At 74.0% G+C, this 21,592-nt stretch carries 19 protein-coding genes; 10 read left to right on the top strand and 9 right to left on the bottom strand.

What is annotated here, in order from left to right:
* Positions 1–13: 13 nt before the first annotated feature.
* A complete protein-coding gene (locus ABT154_RS28880; protein WP_351860572.1) occupies positions 14–790 on the top strand; it encodes a polyprenol monophosphomannose synthase in 777 nt (258 codons plus the stop codon).
* A gap of 58 nt (positions 791–848) precedes the next feature.
* Positions 849–1,445, top strand: a complete 597-nt coding sequence (gene fxsA / locus ABT154_RS28885; protein ID WP_351860574.1) for an FxsA family membrane protein — start codon at positions 849–851, stop codon at positions 1,443–1,445.
* A 152-nt stretch (positions 1,446–1,597) separates the two neighbouring features.
* Here the strand turns inward: fxsA and ABT154_RS28890 are convergent, their stop codons facing one another.
* From ABT154_RS28890 to yczE, 4 genes are all read right to left on the bottom strand, one after another.
* Positions 1,598–1,972: an RNA polymerase-binding protein RbpA gene (locus ABT154_RS28890; protein ID WP_015032218.1), complete on the bottom strand. Its 375-nt coding sequence runs from the start codon at positions 1,970–1,972 to the stop codon at positions 1,598–1,600.
* A 255-nt stretch (positions 1,973–2,227) separates the two neighbouring features.
* Positions 2,228–3,616, bottom strand: coding sequence for an MFS transporter (locus ABT154_RS28895; RefSeq protein ID WP_351860576.1), 1,389 nt, complete (start codon positions 3,614–3,616; stop codon positions 2,228–2,230).
* Positions 3,617–3,666: 50 nt separating this feature from the next.
* On the bottom strand, positions 3,667–4,431 hold the full coding sequence (locus tag ABT154_RS28900; RefSeq protein WP_351860578.1) for a glycerophosphodiester phosphodiesterase family protein: 765 nt from the start codon (positions 4,429–4,431) through the stop codon (positions 3,667–3,669).
* Positions 4,428–5,135, bottom strand: coding sequence for a membrane protein YczE (yczE, locus tag ABT154_RS28905; protein ID WP_351860579.1), 708 nt, complete (start codon positions 5,133–5,135; stop codon positions 4,428–4,430). Before yczE ends, ABT154_RS28900 begins: the two co-directional genes overlap by 4 nt.
* Before the next feature lie 64 nt (positions 5,136–5,199).
* Here yczE and ABT154_RS28910 point away from each other — a divergent pair, with 64 nt between their 5' ends.
* Complete coding sequence (locus tag ABT154_RS28910) at positions 5,200–6,699, top strand: SCO1417 family PLP biosynthesis transcription factor (RefSeq protein ID WP_351860581.1); 1,500 nt, start codon at positions 5,200–5,202, stop codon at positions 6,697–6,699.
* Positions 6,700–6,812: 113 nt separating this feature from the next.
* Here the strand turns inward: ABT154_RS28910 and ABT154_RS28915 are convergent, their stop codons facing one another.
* Positions 6,813–8,438 carry a hypothetical protein gene (locus tag ABT154_RS28915; RefSeq protein ID WP_351860583.1) on the bottom strand — a complete coding sequence of 542 codons (1,626 nt, stop codon included), beginning with the start codon at positions 8,436–8,438 and terminating at the stop codon, positions 6,813–6,815.
* A 37-nt stretch (positions 8,439–8,475) separates the two neighbouring features.
* The gene (locus tag ABT154_RS28920; RefSeq protein ID WP_015032212.1) at positions 8,476–8,670 is read right to left on the bottom strand and encodes a hypothetical protein; all 195 of its coding nucleotides are present in this window, start codon (positions 8,668–8,670) and stop codon (positions 8,476–8,478) included.
* Positions 8,671–8,977: 307 nt separating this feature from the next.
* Here ABT154_RS28920 and ABT154_RS28925 point away from each other — a divergent pair, with 307 nt between their 5' ends.
* From ABT154_RS28925 to ABT154_RS28950, 6 genes are all read left to right on the top strand, one after another.
* Entirely contained in the window at positions 8,978–9,370 is a 393-nt protein-coding gene (locus ABT154_RS28925) for an ankyrin repeat domain-containing protein (RefSeq protein WP_317878811.1), read from the top strand.
* A 256-nt stretch (positions 9,371–9,626) separates the two neighbouring features.
* The gene (locus ABT154_RS28930; RefSeq protein ID WP_351860585.1) at positions 9,627–11,042 is read left to right on the top strand and encodes a HEAT repeat domain-containing protein; all 1,416 of its coding nucleotides are present in this window, start codon (positions 9,627–9,629) and stop codon (positions 11,040–11,042) included.
* A 309-nt stretch (positions 11,043–11,351) separates the two neighbouring features.
* Positions 11,352–12,473 carry a glycosyltransferase family 4 protein gene (locus ABT154_RS28935; RefSeq protein ID WP_351860587.1) on the top strand — a complete coding sequence of 374 codons (1,122 nt, stop codon included), beginning with the start codon at positions 11,352–11,354 and terminating at the stop codon, positions 12,471–12,473.
* Between the two features lie 68 nt (positions 12,474–12,541).
* A complete protein-coding gene (locus ABT154_RS28940) occupies positions 12,542–13,717 on the top strand; it encodes a glycosyltransferase (RefSeq protein ID WP_502969611.1) in 1,176 nt (391 codons plus the stop codon).
* A complete protein-coding gene (locus ABT154_RS28945) occupies positions 13,714–14,631 on the top strand; it encodes an SGNH/GDSL hydrolase family protein (protein WP_502969609.1) in 918 nt (305 codons plus the stop codon). Before ABT154_RS28940 ends, ABT154_RS28945 begins: the two co-directional genes overlap by 4 nt.
* Positions 14,628–18,266: a hydantoinase B/oxoprolinase family protein gene (locus tag ABT154_RS28950; RefSeq protein WP_351860589.1), complete on the top strand. Its 3,639-nt coding sequence runs from the start codon at positions 14,628–14,630 to the stop codon at positions 18,264–18,266. The genes ABT154_RS28945 and ABT154_RS28950 overlap by 4 nt, the downstream gene beginning before the upstream one ends.
* Here ABT154_RS28950 and ABT154_RS28955 read toward each other — a convergent pair.
* Genes ABT154_RS28955 through ABT154_RS28965 form a run of 3 tightly spaced genes read right to left on the bottom strand, consistent with a single transcriptional unit; the run spans position 18,250 to position 20,590 of the window.
* Positions 18,250–19,113: a 5-oxoprolinase subunit C family protein gene (locus ABT154_RS28955; protein WP_351860591.1), complete on the bottom strand. Its 864-nt coding sequence runs from the start codon at positions 19,111–19,113 to the stop codon at positions 18,250–18,252. The two genes, ABT154_RS28950 and ABT154_RS28955, sit on opposite strands and share 17 nt — an antisense overlap.
* Positions 19,110–19,790 carry a 5-oxoprolinase subunit B family protein gene (locus ABT154_RS28960; RefSeq protein WP_351860593.1) on the bottom strand — a complete coding sequence of 227 codons (681 nt, stop codon included), beginning with the start codon at positions 19,788–19,790 and terminating at the stop codon, positions 19,110–19,112. The genes ABT154_RS28955 and ABT154_RS28960 overlap by 4 nt, the downstream gene beginning before the upstream one ends.
* Entirely contained in the window at positions 19,787–20,590 is an 804-nt protein-coding gene (locus ABT154_RS28965; protein ID WP_351860595.1) for a LamB/YcsF family protein, read from the bottom strand. The genes ABT154_RS28960 and ABT154_RS28965 overlap by 4 nt, the downstream gene beginning before the upstream one ends.
* A gap of 184 nt (positions 20,591–20,774) precedes the next feature.
* Here ABT154_RS28965 and ABT154_RS28970 point away from each other — a divergent pair, with 184 nt between their 5' ends.
* Positions 20,775–21,485, top strand: coding sequence for a GntR family transcriptional regulator (locus ABT154_RS28970; RefSeq protein WP_351860597.1), 711 nt, complete (start codon positions 20,775–20,777; stop codon positions 21,483–21,485).
* Positions 21,486–21,592: the final 107 nt, after the last annotated feature.

Consider the following 21,592-nt stretch of genomic DNA (forward strand, 5'->3'; position numbering starts at 1 on the left):
CGAAGGGGCAGTAGTGAACGACGGTGGCCAGAGGCGTTACGGCCCGCTCGGCAAGGCCTTGGTGATCATTCCGACCTACAACGAGGCGGAGAACATCAAGCCGATCGTCGCGCGGGTACGGGAATCCGTACCCGAGGCGCACGTTCTCGTCGCCGACGACAACAGCCCCGACGGCACGGGCAAGTTCGCGGACGAGATCGCGTCCGAGGACGACCATGTGCACGTCCTGCACCGCAAGGGCAAGGAGGGGCTCGGCGCGGCCTACCTCGCCGGCTTCCGCTGGGGCATCGAGCAGGGCTACGGTGTGCTCGTGGAGATGGACGCCGACGGCTCCCACCAGCCCGAGGAACTGCCGCGGCTGCTCACCGCCCTCAAGGGCGCGGACCTCGTCCTCGGCTCCCGCTGGGTGCCGGGCGGGCGGATCGTGAACTGGCCGAAGTCCCGCCAGTTCATCTCCCGCGGCGGCAGCCTCTACTCGCGCGTGATGCTCGACGTGCCGCTCCGCGATGTCACCGGCGGCTACCGGGCCTTCCGCAAGGAGACCCTGGAGGGCCTGGGACTGGACGACGTGGCCTCGGCCGGCTACTGCTTCCAGGTCGACCTGGCCCGCCGCGCGATCGGCGCCGGCTTCCATGTCGTCGAGGTCCCGATCACCTTCGTGGAGCGGGAGATCGGCGACTCGAAGATGAGCCGGAACATCGTCGTCGAGGCGCTGTGGCGGGTCACCGGCTGGGGTCTGGCGGCGCGCGCGGAGAAGGTCGGCAAGCTGCTCGGCCGCAAGTCCTCCTGAGCCCCTTCTGATCTTCCCTTTACGACGTTCCGGCGGGGCGCCAGGCACACTGGGCATCATGACGACCGGCGCACCGCCTCCCCTCGCCCCCAAGCGCTCACGCGCGCGCAAGTACCTTCCGCTCGGCATCGCCGCCTGGCTGGTCCTGGAGATCTGGCTGCTCACGCTGGTGGCGAACGCGGCGGGCGGGCTCACCGTCCTCGCCCTGCTCGTCGGCGGCGCCGTACTCGGTGCCGCCGTCGTCAAGCGGGCGGGCCGGCGTGCCTTCGCCAACCTCACCTCGACCTTCCAGCAGGCCCAGGCCGCGGCGCAGACGGGCGCGATGCCCGGCGCGCCGGAGCGGACCGGCGCCGAGGACCGCAACGGCTTCCTGATGCTCGGCGGTCTGCTCCTGATGATCCCCGGGCTGCTCTCGGACGCGGTCGGTCTGCTCCTGCTCGTCCCGCCGGTCCGCTCCTTCCTCGGGCGGTACGCCGAGAAGGCCGTCGAGCGCCGGATGAGCGCCGCGCCGCCCGGCAGCCTCCAGGACGCCTTTCAGCAGGCCCGGATGCACCGGCCGGACGGGAGGAAGGTCGTGCAGGGTGAGGTCGTTCGCGAGGACGGCGCCCAGGGCCCCCGCAGGGCCGACGAGCCCAGGCCGCCGCTGATGCCCTGACGTCCTGAGGTCCCACTGCCACCGTGCCCCCGCTCCCGCCCGGGAGCGGGGGCACGGTGGCGTCGTGGTCGCGCACGAACGCCGCCGAACGCCGCGGGGCCCGGTACACAGATCGTGTACCGGGCCCCGCGGCGTCGTTCGTGCCGGTTCCGCTAGGCGGACTTGCGGCTGTCTCGCGGATGCACGGCGATGTTCATGGCGCCGGAACGCAGGACGGCCAGCCTTTCGGCGAGGACCTCCTCCAGCTCCTCGCGGGTGCGTCGCTCCATGAGCATGTCCCAGTGCGTACGCGCAGGCTTGCCCTTCTTCTCCTCAGGTCCGTCCCCGTCCACCAGGAGTGCCTGGATTCCGCAGACCTTGCATTCCCACTCCGGCGGAATTTCCGCTTCCACCGAGAAGGGCATCTCAAAACGATGGCCCTTCTCGCATGCGTACTCCACGGCCTGGCGCGGGGCCAGATCGATGCCGCGGTCGGTCTCGTAGCTCGTCACCACGAGGCGCGTGCCGCGAAGAGCTCGCTCACTCATGAATCGTGCCTCCCGGGCTTGTCGCCCACAGGACAGGTGTCGCTGTCGTCGTTATCCGGTCAACGTCCGGTCGGCGGTAAAGATTCCCGTGCCGGGACATGCGTCGCCCGTCGTGCCGCCCCTTGTTGTACCCACCAGTGCCCGTTTTGTCACATCTGGCGGCAGAAGTAACCCGGTGTCTTCACCAAAGCAGCACGCAGTAACGGTCCGCCTGGCAGGCCAAACGCGTACACTACCGCCCTTTCGGTTCCACGTCTAAAAACGGTCCGGTATCGGGTTCCCCGCGGCCTCCACCGCGCGCCGCACCGGGACCCGGGCGAGCAGGGCGAAGCCGACCACGAAGAAGATCACCAGGGAGATGATCGCATCCCGATAGCTCCCGGTCAGCTGATACGCGAGACCGAACACGAGCGGCCCCAGCCAGCTGAGCCCCCGATCGCTCATCTCGTACGCCGAGAAGTACTCCGCCTCCTTGCCGCGCGGCACCAGATGCGAGAACAGCGAACGCGACAACGCCTGGCTCCCGCCGAGCACCAGGCCGATCGCGGCCGCCAGACAGTAGAAGAACACCGGCGCGTCGGCGGGCAGGAAATACCCCGCCACCAGGATCAGCGTCCACACCGCGAGCGATCCCAGAATCGTCCGCTTGGCGCCGTACGACCGGGCGAGTCGCCCCATCCCGAGCGCCCCCGCCACCGCCAGCACCTGGACCAGCAGGACCGCCGTGATGAGCGTCGTCTGGTCGAGGCCCAGCTCCTCCGAGCCGAACACCGAGGCCTGCGAGATCACCGTCTGCACGCCGTCGTTGTAGACCAGGTAGGCGAGCAGGAACGACAGCGTCAGCGGATGCCGGCGCATGTCCTTCAGGGTCTCCCTGAGCTGGCGCCAGCCGCTGCCGACCGAGCCCCCTCCGGACCGCTCCCGGCCCTCCGGGCCGATCCGCCGGTCACGCAGCCGCCGCAGCGGCACCAGGGTGAAGGCGCCCCACCACACACCGGCCGAGGCCAGGCAGATCCGGACCGCCTCGCCCTCCGTGAGGCCGAAGGAGTCGTGGCCCGCGTAGAGCACCAGATTCAGTACGAGGACGAGGGCGCCGGACGTGTAGCCGAAGGCCCAGCCGCGTGAGGACACCGCGTCCCGCTCGTCCGGCTCGGAGATCTGCGGCAGATAGGCGTTGTAGAGCACCATCGAGACCGACAGTGAGGCGTTCGCCACGATGAGCAGGAAGGCGCCGAGCAGATACCGGTCGCCGTCCAGGAAGAACATCCCGGCCGTGGCCGTCGCGCCCAGGTACGCCGACGCGGCGAGCAGCGGCTTCTTCCGTCCCGTACGGTCGGCCACCGCGCCCACCAGCGGCATCACCAGCACCGCGACCACGATCGAGGCCGACACGGCGTACGCGAAGAGCGAGCCCGCCCGCACCGGGATCCCCAGCGGGTGCACGAAGCCCTCGGCGTCGGCCGCCGCCCGCGCCACCGAGGTCAGGTACGGCCCCAGGAACACGGTCAGCACGCTCGTCGAGTACACCGAGCACGCGAAGTCGTAGAAGTACCAGCCCCGCTGCTCCCGCCGGCGTTCGGCGGGCCCGATGGCGTACTCCTCCGGTTCTGTGGTCTCTGCGGTCAAGGCCGCCCCCTCGTTCATCCCCGTGGACCGGCCCGGTGAGCCCGGAACGGTGTCACCGGCACGTGCGCTCAGACCCACACACCCCGCTGGGTCAGCACCGAGCGCAGCGTCTCCAGTTGATCGGTCATGATGCCATCCACGCCCAGGTCGAGGAGAGAGTGCATGCGGGCCGGATCGTTGACCGTCCACACGTGGACCTGGAGCCCGCGCGCGTGTGCCTCCCGGACGAACCGCCTGTCCACGACCGGGATGCCGCCCTGCCGCTCCGGCACCTGCGCCGCCACGGCCCCGGCCCGCAGCGCCGCCGGGATGCCGAGCGAACGCAGCCGCAGCCCGATCACCCCGCGCACCCCGTACGAGGTGGCGAGCCGGGGGCCCGCGAGGCGCTGAGCCCGCGCCACCCGGGCCTCGGTGAAGGAGCCCACGCAGACCCGGTCCCAGGCGTTGGTCCTCCGGATCAGGTCGATCAGCGGGAGCAGGGCCGACTCGGCCTTGAGGTCCACGTTCCACCGGGCCTCGGGGAACTCCTCCAGGAGGTCCGCGAAGAGCGGCAGCGGTTCCTCACCCGCCACACGGGCCTCCCGCACCGCGTCCCAGGGCAGGTCGCGGATCCGGCCCGAGACGTCCGTCACGCGGTCGAGGGTCGCGTCGTGGAAGGCCACGAGCGCCCCGTCCGAGGTCGTGTGCACATCGGTCTCGAAGTAGCGGTAGCCCGCGGCGGCGGCCCGGCGGAAGGCGGCCGCGGTGTTCTCCAGGCCGTTCGCCGTGCCGCCGCGGTGGGCGAACGGGAGGGGTGAGGGATGGTCGAGATAGGGGTGGCGTACGCGAGTCACGGCCGCAGTATGGCCTGTTCCGGTGTCCCCGGGGCGACGGCGGTGCTGCCGGAGTCCGGCTCGGGCACGGCGAACCGGCGCAGGAAGAACTGGGCGAGCGGTCCGATGGCCAGGGCGTACAGCACCGTGCCGACGCCGACCGAGCCGCCGAGCAGGAAGCCGGTGGCGACAACCGCCACCTCGATCGCCGTCCGCACCAGACGGATGGACCAGCCGGTCAGCCGGTGCAGTCCGGTCATGAGGCCGTCGCGCGGGCCGGGGCCGAAGCGGGCCGCGATGTACAGACCGGTCGCGACCCCGTTGAGGACGATCCCGGCCGCGAGGAGCGGGATCCGCCCGGTCAGGGGGTGGACGTCCGGCACCAGGGCCAGGGTGCCGTCCATCGCCAGGCCGACCACGAACACGTTGGAGACGGTTCCCAGACCGGGGCGCTGCCGGATCGGTATCCACAGCAGCAGTACCGCCGCGCCCACGATGATCGACACCACTCCGATGGTCAGACCGGTCCGCTCGGCCAGGCCCTCGTGGAGGACGTTCCAGGGTTCGAGGCCGAGACCGCTGCGCACCAGCAGTGCCGAGCTGACCCCGTACAGCGTCAGCCCGATGTAGAGCTGGACGAGCCGGCGGCCGAGGTGCCGGCCGTGGCGGCCGGAGGCGATGGACAAGGGACTTTCCCCCAGGGTGGTGTCGGTGGACTGGCTCATGACACTCTGTGGCGGTGGACCGGGGGCCAACCATGGCCAATTCGCGGAAGGTGGACTGATTTCGATGGCCCAGTGGACTTCGGCGGTAGGACCGGCTCAGCTCGCCCGGCAGCTCCAGGCGCAGCAGCCCAGGCCCGCCGGCCCCGGCGCCCGCAAGCCCCCCGCCTACCGGGCCCTCGCCGACGGCATCCGTCTGCTCGTCCTGGAGGGCCGGGTCCCGGTCGCCGCCCGCCTGCCCGCCGAGCGGGAACTCGCCGTCGCCCTCACGGTCAGCCGTACGACGGTGGCCGCCGCCTACGAGGCGCTCCGCTCCGAAGGTTTCCTGGAGTCACGGCGGGGAGCCGGCAGCTGGACCGCCGTACCGGCCGGGAACCCGCTTCCCGCGCGTGGACTCGAACCGCTGCCCCCGGAGGCCCTCGGCTCGATGATCGACCTGGGCTGCGCCGCGCTGCCCGCGCCCGAACCCTGGCTCACCCGGGGCGTCCAGGGTGCCCTGGAGGAGCTGCCGCCCTACGCCCACACGCACGGGGACTACCCGGCGGGACTGCCCGCGCTGCGGCAGATGCTCGCCGACCGCTACACGGCACGGGGCATCCCCACCATGCCCGAGCAGATCATGGTGACGACCGGGGCGATGGGCGCCATGGACGCCATCTGCCACCTCTTCGCCGGACGCGGTGAGCGGATCGCCGTCGAGTCCCCCTCGTACGCGAACATCCTCCAGCTGATGCGGGAGGCCGGTGCCCGGCTCGTCCCCGTGGCCATGTCCGAAGGACTGGGGAGCTGGGACCTGGGCCGCTGGCGCCAGGTGCTGCGGGACGCGGCACCCCGCCTCGCGTACGTGGTGGCCGACTTCCACAACCCGACCGGCGCGCTCGCCGACGAGGACCAGCGCCGGCAGCTGGTGGAGGCGGCCCGCTCGGCCGGGACGGTCCTCGTCGTCGACGAGACCATGACCGAGCTGCATCTCGACGACGACCTGGAGATGCCCCGCCCGGTCTGCGCCTTCGACCCGGCGGGCTCCACCGTCCTGACGGTCGGCTCGGCCAGCAAGGCCTTCTGGGCCGGCATGCGCATCGGCTGGGTCAGGGCGGCGCCCGACGTGATCCGTTCCCTGGTGGCCGCGCGCGCGTACGCGGACCTCGGCACCCCCGTCCTGGAGCAGCTGGGCGTGAACTGGCTGATGCGGACGGGCGGCTGGGAGGAGGCGGTGGCCCTCCGCCGCGACCAGGCGAGGGGGAACCGGGACGCGCTTGTCACGGCGGTGCGCAGGGAGCTGCCCGAGTGGGAGTTCTCGGTTCCGCGCGGCGGTCTGACCCTCTGGGTCCGCACCGGCGGCCTCTCCGGCTCCCGGCTGGCCGAGGCGGGGGAGCGGGTCGGCGTCCGTGTCCCCTCGGGCCCGCGCTTCGGCGTGGACGGGGCCTTCGAGGGCTTCGTACGGCTGCCCTTCACGGTCGGCGGCCCGGTCGCGGACGAGGCCGCCGCGCGACTGGCCGCCGCGGCCCGGCTGGTCGAGTCGGGCGCGGGCGGCGGGGCCGAGCCGCCTCGGTCCTTCGTGGCGTAGGCGCTGGGCGTGACGCGCGCGTGGGCGTTCCCACGCGCGCGTGGAGCGGCCCGCACGCGAAGAGGCCGGTAGGGACCTGGAGTCCGTACCGGCCTCTTCGGGTTCTCCGGGGCTCAGCCCTCCGCCGGGACCGGCGTGTGGAGCGGCGCCGGTCCGGGGTCGGGCTCGGCGCGCGGGGCCGGAGCCGGTTCGACGGCCGAGCCGGGGACGGTCTCGACCGCCTTGGTGGTGACCGTCCGGCGCTCCGGGAGCAGTTCGAGCACGGCCTTGCGGTGGGCCTCGCTGGTCGCGTCGTCGTACGGGTCGGGCGTGGCCGGCACCTGGAGCCGCAGGACGGGGCCGGTGCCCAGGCGCGCGTACCCGCGGCCGGCGGGGACCTCCGGCGTGGGAGTGGTGTGCGGCGAGGCGCCCAGGACCGCCGCGATCTGCTCCGGCGCGGCCGGACCGAGCACGACGCGGGCCCTGGTGTGGGCGCGTACCGCCTCGCTCAGCGTGTCCGCGCTGTCGAACTGCTCGGCGACCACCACGGTGACCTGCGCGGCGCGCCCGTGCCGCAGCGGGACCTGGAGCAGCTCCTGCGGGTCGGGGCGGCCGTCGGCGGCGGCCAGGTGCCCCAGGACGCTCGGACGGTCGAGGAGGATCCACAGCGGGCGCCGGGTGTCCTCGGGCGCCGTGTGGCCCGCCTGGCGGGCCCGGTTGGCGGCGATCAGCCGGCGCTCCGTCTCGTGCGCCGCCCATTCCAGGGTGGTCAGGGCGCCGGAGAGGCCGCACTCGACGGCCAGGACGCCGTCCCGGCCGGTGAGGCACGCGTACTCGCCCGTGCCGCCGCCCTCGACGATCAGGACGTCGCCGTGGGGGAGGGCCTGGAGTGCGATCGAGCGCAGCAGGGACGTGGTGCCGCTGCCGGGCTGGCCGACGACGAGCAGATGCGGCTCGGTGGAGCGGGGGCCGGTGCGCCAGACCACGGCGGGCGCGTCCTCGGTGCCGTCCGCCGCGACCACCGGCACGGTCCGCTGGACGGCGTCCGCGTCGGTGAAGCCGAGCACCGTCTCGCCCGGCACGGTCACGAAGCGCTGGGCGGCGATCGTGGTGGGCAGGGCGGGCAGCACGCTCAGGACGAGCCGGTTGCCCTCCTCGTCCCAGTCGAAGCGGTACTCCCGGCCGCGCCCGGACTTCGCGTGCAGCAGCTGCTCGATGCGCGCGCGTGCGGTGGGCTCGCCATCGGTGAAGTACGGGGGGTACGCGATCCTCAGCCGGGTGGGCCGCCCGTCCTCGTCGAAGGCGTACTCGTCGAAGGCTTCGCTCCAGTCGCCGCCGTGGGCGAACAGCGGGGCGGGGTCCTCGGCCACGGAGAAGTACGGCACGAGGGCCTCGTAGAGCCCCTTGAGCCGGGCGATCTCCGCGTCGTCGGGCCCGGTCTTCACGACCGGGCGCTCGCGTCCCTTCCACGCGGCCGCGCCCATGAGCGTGACGAGCGCGAGGAGCGGCCCGTACGGCACGAGGGCGATGACCAGGACGCAGGCCGCGACCAGGAGCAGCGTGGGACCACGCCGCTCCTTGGGGGTCGCGGCCCACTTGGCGCGCGCGGTCGCGGCCAGCTTCCGCAGACCGCGGGAGACCGTGATCAGCGGATGGAGCACGTCGGTGGCGCTGTCGGCGGCCGTTCGCGCGATCTCTCGGCTACGAGCGATCTGTGCGCTGCCGCTGCTCAGAATGCGGGGGAGTGGTCGCCGGGCCACGAAGTACTCCTGAAGTGGTGGAAGGGACGGAAGGGCGTCAGAACTTGATCCCGCCCAGCAGGCCGGCGAGGCTCTGGCCGCCCGCCGTGATGCTCGGGGCGATGGCGGTACCCGCGAGGTAGAAGCCGAACAGCGCGCTGACGAGGGCGTGCGAGGCCTTCATCCCGTCCTTCTTGAAGAACAGGAAGCAGATGATGCCGAGCAGGACCACGCCTGAGATGGACAGGATCATTGGTTGTTCTCCTGGTTGAGGGGACAGTCACCATGAGTCCTTCCAAGTTCACAGCAAGTATCTATGTGACTAAAGGTGCATTCGAGTGAAAAACGGGTGATTTCACTTGACCGGCGGACGTCGAACAGGCCTCCGAGTGGCGAAATGCCCGGCGTGCGTTAGAGGAGGGTTCCGGCCGCGGACTGCCGTGATCTTTGCCTCGGTCGGGCGAGGTCATGTCACCGAACGGGCAGTACCCTGTCGATTCACTCGTACGGCGGCGCTCGCCGTGCGCGGCCCGACACAGCAGGAGAGGCGGTCCCACCCGATGAGCGAGACTCCGGACCCCGAGGTCATCGAGCTGGCGGCCAAGGTCTTCGGCCTCGCCCGCACCGGGGACGCCGACGCGCTGGCCGCCTACGTCGACGCGGGCGTGCCCGCGAACCTCACCAACGACAAGGGCGACTCCCTCGTCATGCTCGCCGCCTACCACGGCCACGCCGCCGCGGTCGCCGCCCTCCTCGCGCGCGGTGCCGACGCCGACCGCGCCAACGACCGCGGCCAGACCCCGCTCGCCGGCGCCGTCTTCAAGGGCGAGGACGCCGTCGTCCGCGCCCTCCTCACCGGCGGCGCGAATCCGGAAGCCGGGACTCCGTCCGCCGTGGACACCGCCAGGATGTTCGGCAAGACCGAACTCCTGGAGCTGTTCGGAGTCCGGTGAACGGACACTGAACCCCAGGTGAGAGCGGCGTCGTAAATGTGGTCGCGGTGGCGAAATGGGTGGGTCATCATGACGTCGGGCCCGGCAAAACGGGCCACCGACGAGAGGCTGAGGAAGATGGTCACTGGCAGGCGAAACACGACGAGCGGCCCGACATGTTGCCGCGCGGCCTAGGCGTACGGGCGATGTACCGCCCGACCCGGGTCATCCCGGTCTCCCCCGGTCGTGTCGACAGCTTGATGTGAGGCGTCTTCCCATGTTCGATCCAGTCATAGCGCCGAGCGGCACCCTGCTCGGCCTGCTGCAGCGGGGCCGCGGCGACGGCACCCTGCACGCCCTCGCCGCGCCACGCGCCGAGGCCCTCGCGGCCCTGAACCACTGCGTTCTCGACGACCCCCGCCACGACTGGCGGGTCGAGAACCGCTCCCTGTACTACGCCCGTCTCTACCTGGACCTCCACGGCGGTCTCGACGAGATCGAGGCCCACCTCTTCGGCGCCGAGGACCACCTCGACACCGAGGAGTCCCGGACCGGGCTCGCGCTGTCCGTCCTCGGGCACCTCGCGTCCTACGGCCGCCAGGACGCCCTGCTCCTGCTCCGGCGCTACGCCGCGACCGGCACGAACTGGGCCTGGGCCCTCGACGAGCTGGCGCTCCGCGACGACGACGCCGGACTCCGCTCGCTCGCCCTGCCCGTACTCGCCCGCTTCCCGGCCGACGCCGAGGGCGACGCCGAACTGGCCGGCGTCGTGCGCGACGCCTACGAGCCCCGCCCGTGGCGCCTGTGGGCCGAGGACCGGCGCGACGCCGTCGGCGCCCGGATCAGGGCCGCCCGCGAACAGGGCTCCTTCGACCGCTGGCAGCGCCAGATGCGCCCCGCCGGGCCCCGTCCCGGCTGGAGCGTGCGCGCCGTCCTCGACTGGGCGCAGGAGGGGTACGAACGCGGAGCCGTGCTGTACGGTCCCGCCGCCCGCTGCCTCACCGCCGTCGCGGGACCCGAGGACCGGCCCGAACTCCTCGCCGCCGCCCGGCACGGCGCGGCGGGAGCCCGGGGCGCCGCCCTGCACCACCTCGCCCAGTCACAGGACCCCGCCGTCCTGGACCTGGTCGAGGCCGCCGCCGACGGAGACTCCCACGAGGTCGCCGAAGCCGCCGTCGCCGCCTACCGGCGGATGTGCGGCCATGACGCCGTCGCTCGCGCCCGCGCGTGGGTCCGCAGGACCGACGCCCTCGGCGCCGCCGCCGCCGATGTGCTCGCCTGCCGCGGCACCGCCCAGGACTCCCCCTCCGTCCTCGGCGCGCTCCGTGACACCGTCCGCTCCGAAGGCCCCGACGCCCCCGTCCTCGCCGGTCTCGTCGACGGCGCCGGACGCCTCGGCATCGCCTGCGCGGCGCCCGTACTGCGCCACGTCTACCGTGAGACGGCCTCCTCCCAGCTCCGCGGTCGCGTGGCCCGCGCCCTCGCCGCCACCGACCCCACCTTCGCGACGGGCTTCGCCGTCGAATGCCTCTGGGACTGCGAGGAGACCACCCGCGAGGTGGCGGCCCAGCACGCCGAGACCGGGGACGTACGCGTCGCCGAACGATTGCGCCGCCTCGCCGCGGACCCGGCCGAGGAAGTCGAGGTCCAGACGGCGGTGCGCAACCGGATAGGGCCCGACCTCCAGGTCTGACCCGGTCAGCCCGTCACCCGGCTCCGGGGCGGCGCGGCCCCCGGCGGAGAACCCGCCGAGCGTGGCCCCGCCCCGGAGCACGGGGGCGGCGGGGGACCTGCCGGGCCTCCTCGCCGCGCGTACCCGGCCGCAGGTTCCCGGCCGCACGTTCCCGGCTCGGTTCACGACCGGCGCCGTCCCCGGACCCACCGCCCCGGAGCCGGTCCCGCCCGGCCCCGGACGGGCACCGCGCGAAACGCTCATGGGACGTTCCCTCCCTGTCCAGATCGACGTTGACGAGGACACGCCGGACGCGACGACAACACCCGTATGCGTGTCGTCATCGTCACCGAATCCTTCCCTCCCGACGTCAACGGTGTGGCGCACTGCGCCCTGCAGACCGCGCGCCACCTCGTCCGGCGGGGCCACACCCCGCTCGTCATCGCCCCCGCCGCAGCCGACCAGACGGCCGACGCCGAAGCGCCGTGCGCCGTCGTCCGGGTGCCCTCCCTCCCCCTGCCCGGCTATCCGCAGGTACGGGTCGCCCTGCCCAGCCGCCGGGTCGCCGCCGCCATCGCCGCCCACCGCGCCGACCTCGTCCACCTCGCGGGCCCGTTCGTCCTCGGAGTACGCGGGATGACGGCCGCCGCACGGCTCGGCATCCCCGCCGTCGCCGTCTACCAGACCGACCTCGCCGGATACGCCCGCACCTACGTGGGAACCGGCGAGAGCGCCGCATGGCGCCGTCTGCGGGCCGTCCACGGCGCCGCCGACCGCACCCTCGCCCCGTCCTCCGCGGCCGTCCGCGACCTGGAGGAGCACGGCATAGGCCGCGTCCGGCTCTGGGGGCGCGGGGTCGACACGACCCGCTTCCGGCCCGAGCTGCGCGACGACGCCCTGCGCCGGGAACTCGCCCCCGGCGGGGAACTCCTCGTGGGCTACGTGGGCCGCCTCGCCCCCGAGAAGCGCGTGGACCTCCTCGCCGGAGCGGGCGGACTCCCCGGCATACGGGTGGTCGTCGTCGGGGACGGGCCGAGCGGACCGGCGCTGCGCGCCGCGCTGCCGGGCGCCCGGTTCCTGGGCCGCCGCACCGGCGCCGAGCTCGCGCGGATCTTCGCCTCACTCGACGTCTTCGCCCACACGGGCCCCTTCGAGACCTTCTGCCAGACCGTCCAGGAGGCCATGGCTAGCGGCGTCCCGGTGATCGCCCCGGCCGCCGGCGGACCCCTGGACCTGGTCGACCACGGGCGCACCGGACTCCTCGTACCCCCGGGCGACCCGACCGCGCTCCGTACGGCGGTCGCCTCCCTCGCCGCCTCGCCCGAACTGCGCGCGGCGTACGGCCTGGCGGGGCGGGCGGCCGTCGAGGGCCGCACCTGGGAGGCCCTCGGCGACGAGCTGATCGGCCACTACCTGGAGGTCCTGCGCGAGCGGACGGCGGTGGCGGCGTGACCGGCCACGGAGGTGTGAACCGCTACGAGGGTGTGAACCGCTATGAGGCTGTGAACGGGGACGGGGGTGTGAACAGCCGGGGCGGCGGGCTGCGGATCGTCCGGCTCGCGAACTTCGTGACGCCCACCTCGGGCGGCCTGCGGACCGCCCTCGACCAGCTCGGCCGCGGCTATCTGGCGGCCGGGCACGAACCCGTCCTCGTCGTCCCCGGCGACGTCGCCAGTGACGTCCGTACCGAGCAGGGGCGGGTCATCACCCTGCCCGGCCCGGTCCTGCCCGGCACCGGCGGATACCGGGTGCTCGCCGACCGGCGCCGGGTGCGCCGGGTCCTGGACGACCTCGCACCCGACCGGATCGAGGTCTCGGACCGTACGACCCTGCGGTGGACGGGGGAGTGGGCGCGACGCGCGCGCGTGCCGTCGGTGATGGTCTCCCACGAGACGGCCGACGGGGTGCTGCGCACCTGGGGCGCGCCGCCGGCCCTCGCGGCCCGCGCGGCGGACCGGCTCAACCGCCGTACCGCCTGGGCGTTCGCCCGGATCGTCTGCACCACGGAGTGGGCGGAACGCGAGTTCGTACGGATCGGGGCCCGCAACGTCGTACGGGCCCCGCTCGGCGTGGACCTGGACCGGTGCCGGCCCGGCCGGCGCAGCACCGTCCTGCGGGCCCGGTACGCGGACGGGGAGCGGGTGCTGCTGTTGCTCTGCTCGCGCCTCTCGGTCGAGAAGAGGCCCGGCACGGCCCTGGACGCCCTCGCCGAGCTGCGGGACGCGGGCGTGGCGGCGGCCCTGGTGGTCGCGGGCGACGGACCGCTGCGGGGCGCCCTGGAGCGGCGCGCGAGGGAACGGCGGCTGCCGGTGCGCTTCCTGGGGCACGTCGCCGACAGGGAAGCCCTGGCGGACCTCCAGGCGGCGGCCGACGTGTGTCTCGCCCCCGGACCGGCGGAGACGTTCGGGCTCTCCGCCCTCGAAGCCCTCGCCTGCGGGACCCCCGTCGTCGTCAGCGCCTCCTCCGCACTCCCCGAGGTCGTCGGCACCGCGGGTGCCTCGGCCGGGGACACCCCGGGCGCCTTCGCCTCCGCGGCGCGCGGGCTGCTCGCCCTCCCGGAGACCGCCCGCCGCGAGGCGGCACGCACGCGTGCCGAGGTCTTCACCTGGGACCGCGCCGTAGCCGCCTTCCTCCGCGCCCACGACGCCACCGTCCCGGCGACGGAGCCGCGCCTGCCCGAGGAGGTGCGCGGATGACACCGGACGAGGGGCCCACCACGGCCGCTCTCGCGCGCCCGTCGGCCGTCGCGCCCTCGGCCCCGTCGGTACGGGTGCCTGTGGCCCGGTTCGTCGTGCTCGGGGACTCGCTCAGCGAGGGCGTGGGGGACCGGGTGGACGGGGTCTGGCGGGGCTGGGCACCGCTCCTCGCCGACGGGCTCGCCGCCGACGGCGGGAAGACGGCCTTCCTGAACCTCGCCGTCAGCGGGGCCCTCTGCGGTGATGTCGCCGAACGCCAGGCGCCCCGCGCCCTCGCCTTCGGCCCGCACCTCGCCTCCGTCGTCGTCGGGGTCAACGACACCCTGCGCCACGGCTTCGACATCGGGAGCGTCGCCCGCCACCTGAACCGAGTCCGCGCCGACCTGGACGCCGTCGGGGCCGTGCTCCTCACCGCGTGCCTGCCCGACCCCGGCCGGATGCTCGGCCTGCCGCCGCCACTGGCCCGCCCGCTCGCCCGACGCCAGCGCTCGGTGAACGCCGTCGTACACGCCCTCTCCGCCCGGTACGGGGCCGTCCACCTGCATCTCGCCGACGACGCCTGGACCCGGGACCGCGCCCTGTGGAGCGCCGACCGGCTCCATCCCGGCGAGCGGGGCCACCGGGCCGTCGCCGAGGGCTTCCACCAGATGCTCGCCGAGCGGGGACTCGCCCACGGCGCACCTCGTGGGCGCGAGCCCGTCCTGCCGCCCCCGACCCGCGCCGAGGGCGCGCTGTGGCTCGCCACCGCCGGCACCGGCTGGCTCCTGCGGCGCAGCCGCGACCTGCTCCCGCTGCTCCTTCTGCTCGCCGCCGCCGAACTGCGCCACTGGGCCGACGGCACCGGAACCGCCCCGCTCGACACCCGCGCCGATGACGCCCTCGCCGCCGCGCTCGCGGCCACAATGGGGAGATGAACGGGCGCTGGGAGTTCTGGATCGACCGGGGCGGCACCTTCACCGACATCGTGGGAAGGCGGCCCGACGGGCGGCTCGTCACCCGCAAGCTGCTCTCCCACGACCCGGCCCGCCGTGCCGACGCGGCCGTCGCCGGAATCCGTCTCCTCCTGGGCCTCGGGCCCGACGACCCCGTCCCGGCCGACCGGATCGCCGTCGTCAAGATGGGCACCACCGTCGCCACCAACGCGCTCCTCGAGCGGCGCGGCGAGCCGACCGTCCTCCTCGTCACCGAGGGCTTCCGGGACGCCCTGCGCATCGCCTACCAGAACCGGCCCAGGCTCTTCGACCGGCACATCGTGCTCCCCGAATCGGTCTACGCGCGCGTGATCGAGGTACCCGAACGCGTCGACGCCCACGGACGGGTCGTCCGGCCCCTGGACGAGCGGGCCGTCACCGAGGCACTGGCCGCCGCCCACCGCGACGGGCTCCGTTCCGCCGCCGTCGTCCTCCTGCACGGCTACCGCCACCCGGACCACGAGGCCGGGGTCGCGGCCCTCGCCACCGCAGCGGGCTTCACCCAGGTCAGCTGTTCGCACGAAGTCAGCCCGCTCATCAAGCTCGTCCCGCGCGGGGACACCACCGTCGTCGACGCCTATCTGTCGCCGATCCTGCGGCGGTACGTCGACGAGGTGGCCCGCGAACTCGCCGGGGTCCGCCTCATGTTCATGCAGTCCAACGGCGGACTGCGCGAGGCGGCCCACTTCCGTGGCAAGGACGCCGTCCTCTCCGGACCGGCCGGCGGCGTCGTGGGCATGGTGCGCACCTCCGCGCAGGCAGGGCACGACCGGGTCATCGGCTTCGACATGGGTGGCACCTCGACCGATGTGTCGCACTACGCCGGCGTCTTCGAGCGGGAACTCGGCACCCAGGTCGCCGGGGTGCGGATGCGGGCGCCGATGATGAGCATCCACACCGTCGCGGCGGGCGGTGGATCCGTCCTCCACTACGACGGGCGCCGCTACCGGGTGGGCCCCGACTCGGCGGGCGCCGTACCCGGGCCCGCCTGCTACCGCCGGGGCGGACCCCTCACCGTCACCGATGCCAACGTCATGCTCGGCCGCGTCCAGCCGGCCCACTTCCCCGCCGTGTTCGGGGAGAACGGCGACCTGCCCCTGGACGCCGAAGTCGTACGGGAGCGGTTCACGGCCCTCGCCGAGGAGGTCGGCGGCGACCGCACCCCCGAGGAGGTCGCCGCGGGGTTCCTGGAGATCGCCGTCCTCAACATGGCCAACGCCGTCAGGAAGATCTCCGTCCAGCGCGGACACGACGTCACGCGGTACGCCCTCACCAGCTTCGGCGGCGCCGGTGGCCAGCATGCCTGCGCCGTGGCCGACGCCCTGGGCGTCGACACCGTCCTCGTACCGCCGCTGGCCGGTGTCCTCTCCGCCTACGGCATCGGACTCGCCGACGCCACCGCGATGCGGGAGCGGTCCGTAGAGGCCGAACTCGACGACCCCGGCACCCACGCGCGCGTGACGGCCCTGTGCGAGGAACTCGCCGAGCGGACGCGCGCGGAGCTGCGCGCCGACGGCCTGCCGGACCGGGCGATCACCACACACGCACGCGTACTCCTGCGATACGCCGGAACGGACGCGAGCCTGCCCGTCGACCTCGCCCCCGCAGAACAGCTGAAAACCGAGTTCACGGCCGTCCACCGCGCACGGTACGCATTCACCATGGACCGGCCGCTCGTCGTCGCGGCCGTCACCATGGAAGCCGTCGGCAGCGCGGGCCCGCACGGTCCCGTGCACGTCGAGCCGACGGCACCGGACGAGCGGGCCGGCAGCGCCGGACCGCCCCGCACCACCGTCCGGATGCACAGCGCCGGCACACCCCACGACGCGCCCCTCCACCGCCGGGACGACCTGCGGCCGGGTGACACCGTGGACGGACCCGCGCTCCTGGCCGAGGCCGACGCCACCACCGTCGTCGACAGCGGCTGGCGGGCCACCGCCACCGACCCCGGACACCTCGTCCTGCGCCGCGTCACCCCCCGCCCCGCTCGCGTGGCGGCCGGAACGGACGTGGACCCCGTCCTCCTGGAGGTCTTCAACAACCTCTTCATGGCCATCGCCGAGCAGATGGGCGTCCGGCTGGAGAACACCGCCCAGTCCGTCAACATCAAGGAACGCCTCGACTTCTCCTGCGCGCTCTTCGACGCCGAGGGCAACCTCATCGCCAACGCGCCCCACATCCCCGTCCACCTCGGCTCCATGGGCGAATCCATCAAGGAGGTACTGCGCCGACGCGGCGACGACCTGCGCCCCGGCGACGTCTACGCGATCAACGACCCCTACCACGGCGGCACCCATCTGCCCGATGTCACCGTCGTGACCCCGGTCTTCGACGACACGGGGCACGAACTCCGCTTCCTGGTCGCCTCACGCGGCCACCACGCCGAGATCGGCGGGATCACCCCCGGCTCCATGCCCGCGTTCAGCCGGACGGTGGACGAGGAAGGCGTCCTCTTCGACAACTGGCTCCTCGTACGGGACGGGCGACTGCGCGAGACCGAGACCCGGGCCCTGCTCACCGGCGCCCGGTACCCCTCCCGCGACCCCGACACCAACCTCGCCGACCTGCGCGCCCAGATCGCCGCCAACGAGAAGGGCATCGAGGAACTGCGCCGGACGGTGGAGGAGTTCGGGCTCGACGTCGTCCGGGCCTATATGCGGCACGTCCGCGCCAACGCCGAGGAGTCCGTACGCCGGCTCGTCGCCCGCCTGGACGACGGCGCCTTCCGCTACGAGACCGACGGCGGCGCGGTCGTCCGGGTCGCCGTCCGCGTCGACCGCGAACGGCGCTCCGCCGTCCTCGACTTCACGGGGACCTCGCCTCAGCTCCCCGGCAACGCCAACGCGCCCACGGCCGTCGTCACGGCCGCCGTCCTGTACGTCTTCCGCACCCTCGTCGACGAGGACATCCCGCTCAACAGCGGTTGTCTGGAACCCCTGGAGATCCGTGTCCCGCCCGGCTCCATGCTCGCGCCCGTGCACCCCGCCGCCACCGTCGCGGGGAACGTCGAGACCTCCCAGGCCGTCACCGGGGCCCTCTACGCCGCCCTCGGCGTCCAGGCCGAGGGCTCCGGCACCATGAACAACGTCACCTTCGGCAACGCGCGCGTGCAGTACTACGAGACGGTCGCGAGCGGCTCGGGCGCGGGCGAAGGCTTCGACGGCGCCGACGCCGTCCAGACCCATATGACCAACTCCCGGCTCACCGACCCCGAGATCCTGGAATGGCGCCACCCGGTGCGGGTCGACTCCTTCGCGGTACGGCAGGACGCCGGCGGGCGCGGACGCTGGCGCGGCGGACACGGGGTGGAGCGCCGCATCCGCTTCCTGGAACCGATGACCGTGGCCCTCCTCACCGGACACCGCAGGGTCCCCCCGTACGGCATGGCGGGCGGCGAACCCGGCGCCCTCGGCGAGAACCTGGTGGAACGGGCCGACGGCACCGTGGAGCACCTCGGCGGATCCGCCACCACGGAGGTGGGCCCCGGCGACGTCCTCGTCCTGCGCACCCCCGGCGGCGGGGGCTACGGACCGCCGCCCGGCCCGCCGCCCCAGGAGGATGTCAGCGCACCGGAATGAATCGCACCGGCGTCCCGGGCACCGCTTGCGCCACCGCCCCCAGATCGGCCCCACGCACCACCCCGACCACCGGATAGCCCCCCGTCGTCGGATGGTCCGCGAGGAACACGACCGGGCGCCCGTCCGGCGGCACCTGGACCGCACCGAGGACCATGCCCTCGCTCGCCAGCTCTCCCGGCACGGCCCGCTCCAGAGCGGGGCCTTCGAGGCGCAGCCCGATGCGGTTGCTCGCCGGGGACACCCGGTACGCGCGCGTGGCGAAGGCGCGGAGCGCCCCGGCGGTGAACCAGTCGTCGCGGGGCCCGAACCGCACCCGGAGGACGAGCGCGTCCGGCGGCCCCGGCCAGGGCGGCGCGTCCACCGGCGGACGCACGGCCGGGCCCGGCCCCAGCGGCAGCACCGCCTCCGACACCAGCGGCGCCGGACCCAGTCCGGACAGCAGGTCGGTGGAGCGGCTGCCGAGTACCGGCTCGACATCGATCCCCCCGCCGAACGCCACGTACGCGCGCAGGCCGCGCACCGCCGCGCCGATCTCCAGCACGGACCCGGCGCCCACCCGGACCGAGGTGCCCCAGGGGGCCGGGTGCCCGTCGACCCGGACCGGACAGGGGGCGCCGCCCACCGCGACCGTCACCGCGCAGCGGGGCCGAAGGGCGCAGCCGTCGACGGTGGTCTCCAGGACGGCCGCCGTCCCGGGATTGCCGACGAGCCGGTTGGCGAGTCCTACGGCCGCCGGGTCGAGGGCCCCCGAACGGGGCACTCCCAGGTGCGCGTACCCGCCGCGTCCCAGGTCCTGGACCGTGGTCAGCGCCCCGGCCCGCACGACGGCGACGGCCCTGTCACTCATCGCCCGCCCTCCGCTCCGGAATCCCGAACAGGACGCCCCTGTCCCGGAAGACCCGCGTCCGTGAACCGGACACGGGTGCCGGGGGCGAGGAGCGCGGCCGGTTCCCGGCCGGTGTCCCACAGCACCACGTCCGTGGTGCCGATCAGCTGCCAGCCACCGGGGGAGGAGCGCGGGTACACGCCCGTGTACGGGCCCGCCAGCGCGACCGAGCCGGCCGGGACGGCGGTACGCGGAGTGGTCCGGCGCGGCACCTCGTACCGCTCGTGGAGACCCGTCAGATATCCGAAGCCCGGCGCGAAGCCGCAGAAGGCGACCCGGAACTCGGCCGTTGTGTGTATGCGTACCGCCGCCTCGACCGACACCCCCCACCGCTCGGCCACCTCTGGCAGATCCGGGCCGTCGTAGCGGACCGGTATCCCGACGGCCTCGCCCACGCGCGCGTGCGGCGGCCCCGGCCGCCAGCCGGTCATCTCCGCCGCGAGCCGCTCCGGGTCCGCCACCCCGTCGAGCAGGACCGTCCGTGCCGCCGGCACGATCTCCCGTACGGCGGGCAGGGTGCCGTCCTTCCGCCGCCGCAGCAGCTCGGCGTGGAACGCCTCCGTCTCCTCGCCGCCGCCCAGCTCCACCAGGAGACCCCGCTCGCCCACCCGCAGCACGCGCACGGCGGAGGCCGTCACGCGAAGGCCTCCACCCGTACCCCGGAGGCCTCCAGGCGCTCCCGCACCCGGCGGGCGAGGTCCACCGCGCCCGGGGTGTCGCCGTGCAGGCACAGCGACCGGGCCCGGACGGCGACGGGACTCCCGCAGTGGGCCGTGACCACCCCGGACCGGGCCATGGCCACCGAGCGCTCCACGACCGCCTCGGGATCGCTGACGACCGCGCCCGTCTGCCCGCGCGGCAGCAGGGAGCCGTCCGCCCGGTAGGCCCGGTCGCCGAAGGCCTCGGGCACGACCGGGAGTCCGGCCGCCGTCGCCGCCTCGTGCAGCCGCGAGCCCGGCAGCCCCAGGACCGGCAGGGTCCGGTCCGCGAGCAGGACGCCCTCGACGACGGCGGCGGCCTGCTCCTCGTCGCGGACCACCCGGTTGTAGAGCGCGCCGTGCGGCTTCACGTACGCCACGCGCGCGCCCGCCGCGCGGGCGAACACCTCGAGTGCCCCGATCTGGTACGCCACCTCGGCCGCGAGTTCCGCCGCCGGGACGTCCATGGAGCGCCGCCCGAAGCCGGCCAGGTCGCGGTACGAGACCTGGGCCCCGATGCGCACCCCGCGTCCGGCCGCGAGTTCGCACACCCGCCGCATGGTGGCCGCGTCCCCGGCGTGGAAGCCGCAGGCCACATTGGCGCTGGTCACCACGGAGAGGAGCTGCTCGTCGTCGGTGAGCGTCCAGCGGCCGAAGCCCTCGCCGAGATCGGCGTTGAGGTCGATCGAGACCGCTTGCTCGACGGTGTCCGGGCTCGGGGCCGGGGCTGTGCGCGGCATCTGCACCTCGCGGGGGAGGAGGGAGGGCGTGCCGGGGCGGCACGGGGACCGTACGGTGCGGTCAACGTAGAGGATCGTTGAACGATCCGACAAGATGACGGTTGTCAGTCCCCGGGCCGTGCGGTTGACTCGCCGCGCACACCGGGGGGGCGCCGTGCGGGACGACGTACGAGAGGGAGAGCCCGTGGCAGCGAGCGAAGCCGGGGACCTGGCCGACGACCGTGCGCTGCTCGGGCGCACCAGCACCGCGGAGCGCGTCGCGGACATCCTGCGCAGCCGGGTCGCGGAGGGCTACTTCCCGCCCGGCACCCGGCTCTCCGAGGACAGCATCGGCGGCGCCCTCGGCGTCTCCCGCAACACCCTGCGCGAGGCCTTCCGGCTCCTCACCCACGAACGTCTGCTCGTCCACGAACTCAACCGCGGGGTCTTCGTCCGGGTCCTGACCGCCGACGACGTGGAAGACATCCACCGCACCCGGCGCCTCGTCGAGTGCGCCGTCGTGCGCGGCCTCGGGCAGCCGCCGTACCGCCTCGACGGTCTCGCCGCCGCCGTCCTGGCCGGTGAGACCGCCGCTCACGCGGGTGCGTGGCGGGAGGTCTCCACGGCCAACATCCACTTCCACCGCGAACTCGTCGCCCTCGCGGGCAGCGCCCGTACCGACGAGCTGATGCGGGGCGTCCTCGCCGAACTCCGCCTCGCCTTCCACGTCGTCGGCGACCCCCGCGTGCTCCACGAGCCCTACCTCGCCCGCAACCGGGAGATCCTGGACGCGCTGCGCGCCGGGGAGCGGATCACCGCAGAACGGCTTCTCGCCCGCTACCTCGACGACTCCCGCACCCGCGTCGCCGCCGCCTACGCGCGGGCGGTCGACGCCCCGGCGGGCCGGGCCGGCTGACGCCCCGGGACAGCCCGAGGTGCCCTCGGGCCGGGCTCCGGACCCACGTCGGGGGCCACGCCAGGGTCACTTCCGGACGCTCTCAAGGCACCGTCCGGACCCGCGTC

This window comes from Streptomyces sp. NPDC001728, assembly GCF_040297565.1.
GTDB lineage: Bacteria > Actinomycetota > Actinomycetes > Streptomycetales > Streptomycetaceae > Streptomyces.

Coding starts and splice junctions, on each gene's coding strand:
- fxsA (WP_351860574.1), top strand. CDS start 849: ATGACGACCGGCGCACCGCCTCCCCTCGCCCCCAAGCGCTCACGCGCG.
- ABT154_RS28890 (WP_015032218.1), bottom strand. CDS start 1,972: ATGAGTGAGCGAGCTCTTCGCGGCACGCGCCTCGTGGTGACGAGCTAC.
- ABT154_RS28895 (WP_351860576.1), bottom strand. CDS start 3,616: ATGAACGAGGGGGCGGCCTTGACCGCAGAGACCACAGAACCGGAGGAG.
- yczE (WP_351860579.1), bottom strand. CDS start 5,135: ATGAGCCAGTCCACCGACACCACCCTGGGGGAAAGTCCCTTGTCCATC.
- ABT154_RS28910 (WP_351860581.1), top strand. CDS start 5,200: ATGGCCCAGTGGACTTCGGCGGTAGGACCGGCTCAGCTCGCCCGGCAG.
- ABT154_RS28920 (WP_015032212.1), bottom strand. CDS start 8,670: ATGATCCTGTCCATCTCAGGCGTGGTCCTGCTCGGCATCATCTGCTTC.
- ABT154_RS28925 (WP_317878811.1), top strand. CDS start 8,978: ATGAGCGAGACTCCGGACCCCGAGGTCATCGAGCTGGCGGCCAAGGTC.
- ABT154_RS28930 (WP_351860585.1), top strand. CDS start 9,627: ATGTTCGATCCAGTCATAGCGCCGAGCGGCACCCTGCTCGGCCTGCTG.
- ABT154_RS28935 (WP_351860587.1), top strand. CDS start 11,352: ATGCGTGTCGTCATCGTCACCGAATCCTTCCCTCCCGACGTCAACGGT.
- ABT154_RS28945 (WP_502969609.1), top strand. CDS start 13,714: ATGACACCGGACGAGGGGCCCACCACGGCCGCTCTCGCGCGCCCGTCG.
- ABT154_RS28950 (WP_351860589.1), top strand. CDS start 14,628: ATGAACGGGCGCTGGGAGTTCTGGATCGACCGGGGCGGCACCTTCACC.
- ABT154_RS28955 (WP_351860591.1), bottom strand. CDS start 19,113: ATGAGTGACAGGGCCGTCGCCGTCGTGCGGGCCGGGGCGCTGACCACG.
- ABT154_RS28965 (WP_351860595.1), bottom strand. CDS start 20,590: ATGCCGCGCACAGCCCCGGCCCCGAGCCCGGACACCGTCGAGCAAGCG.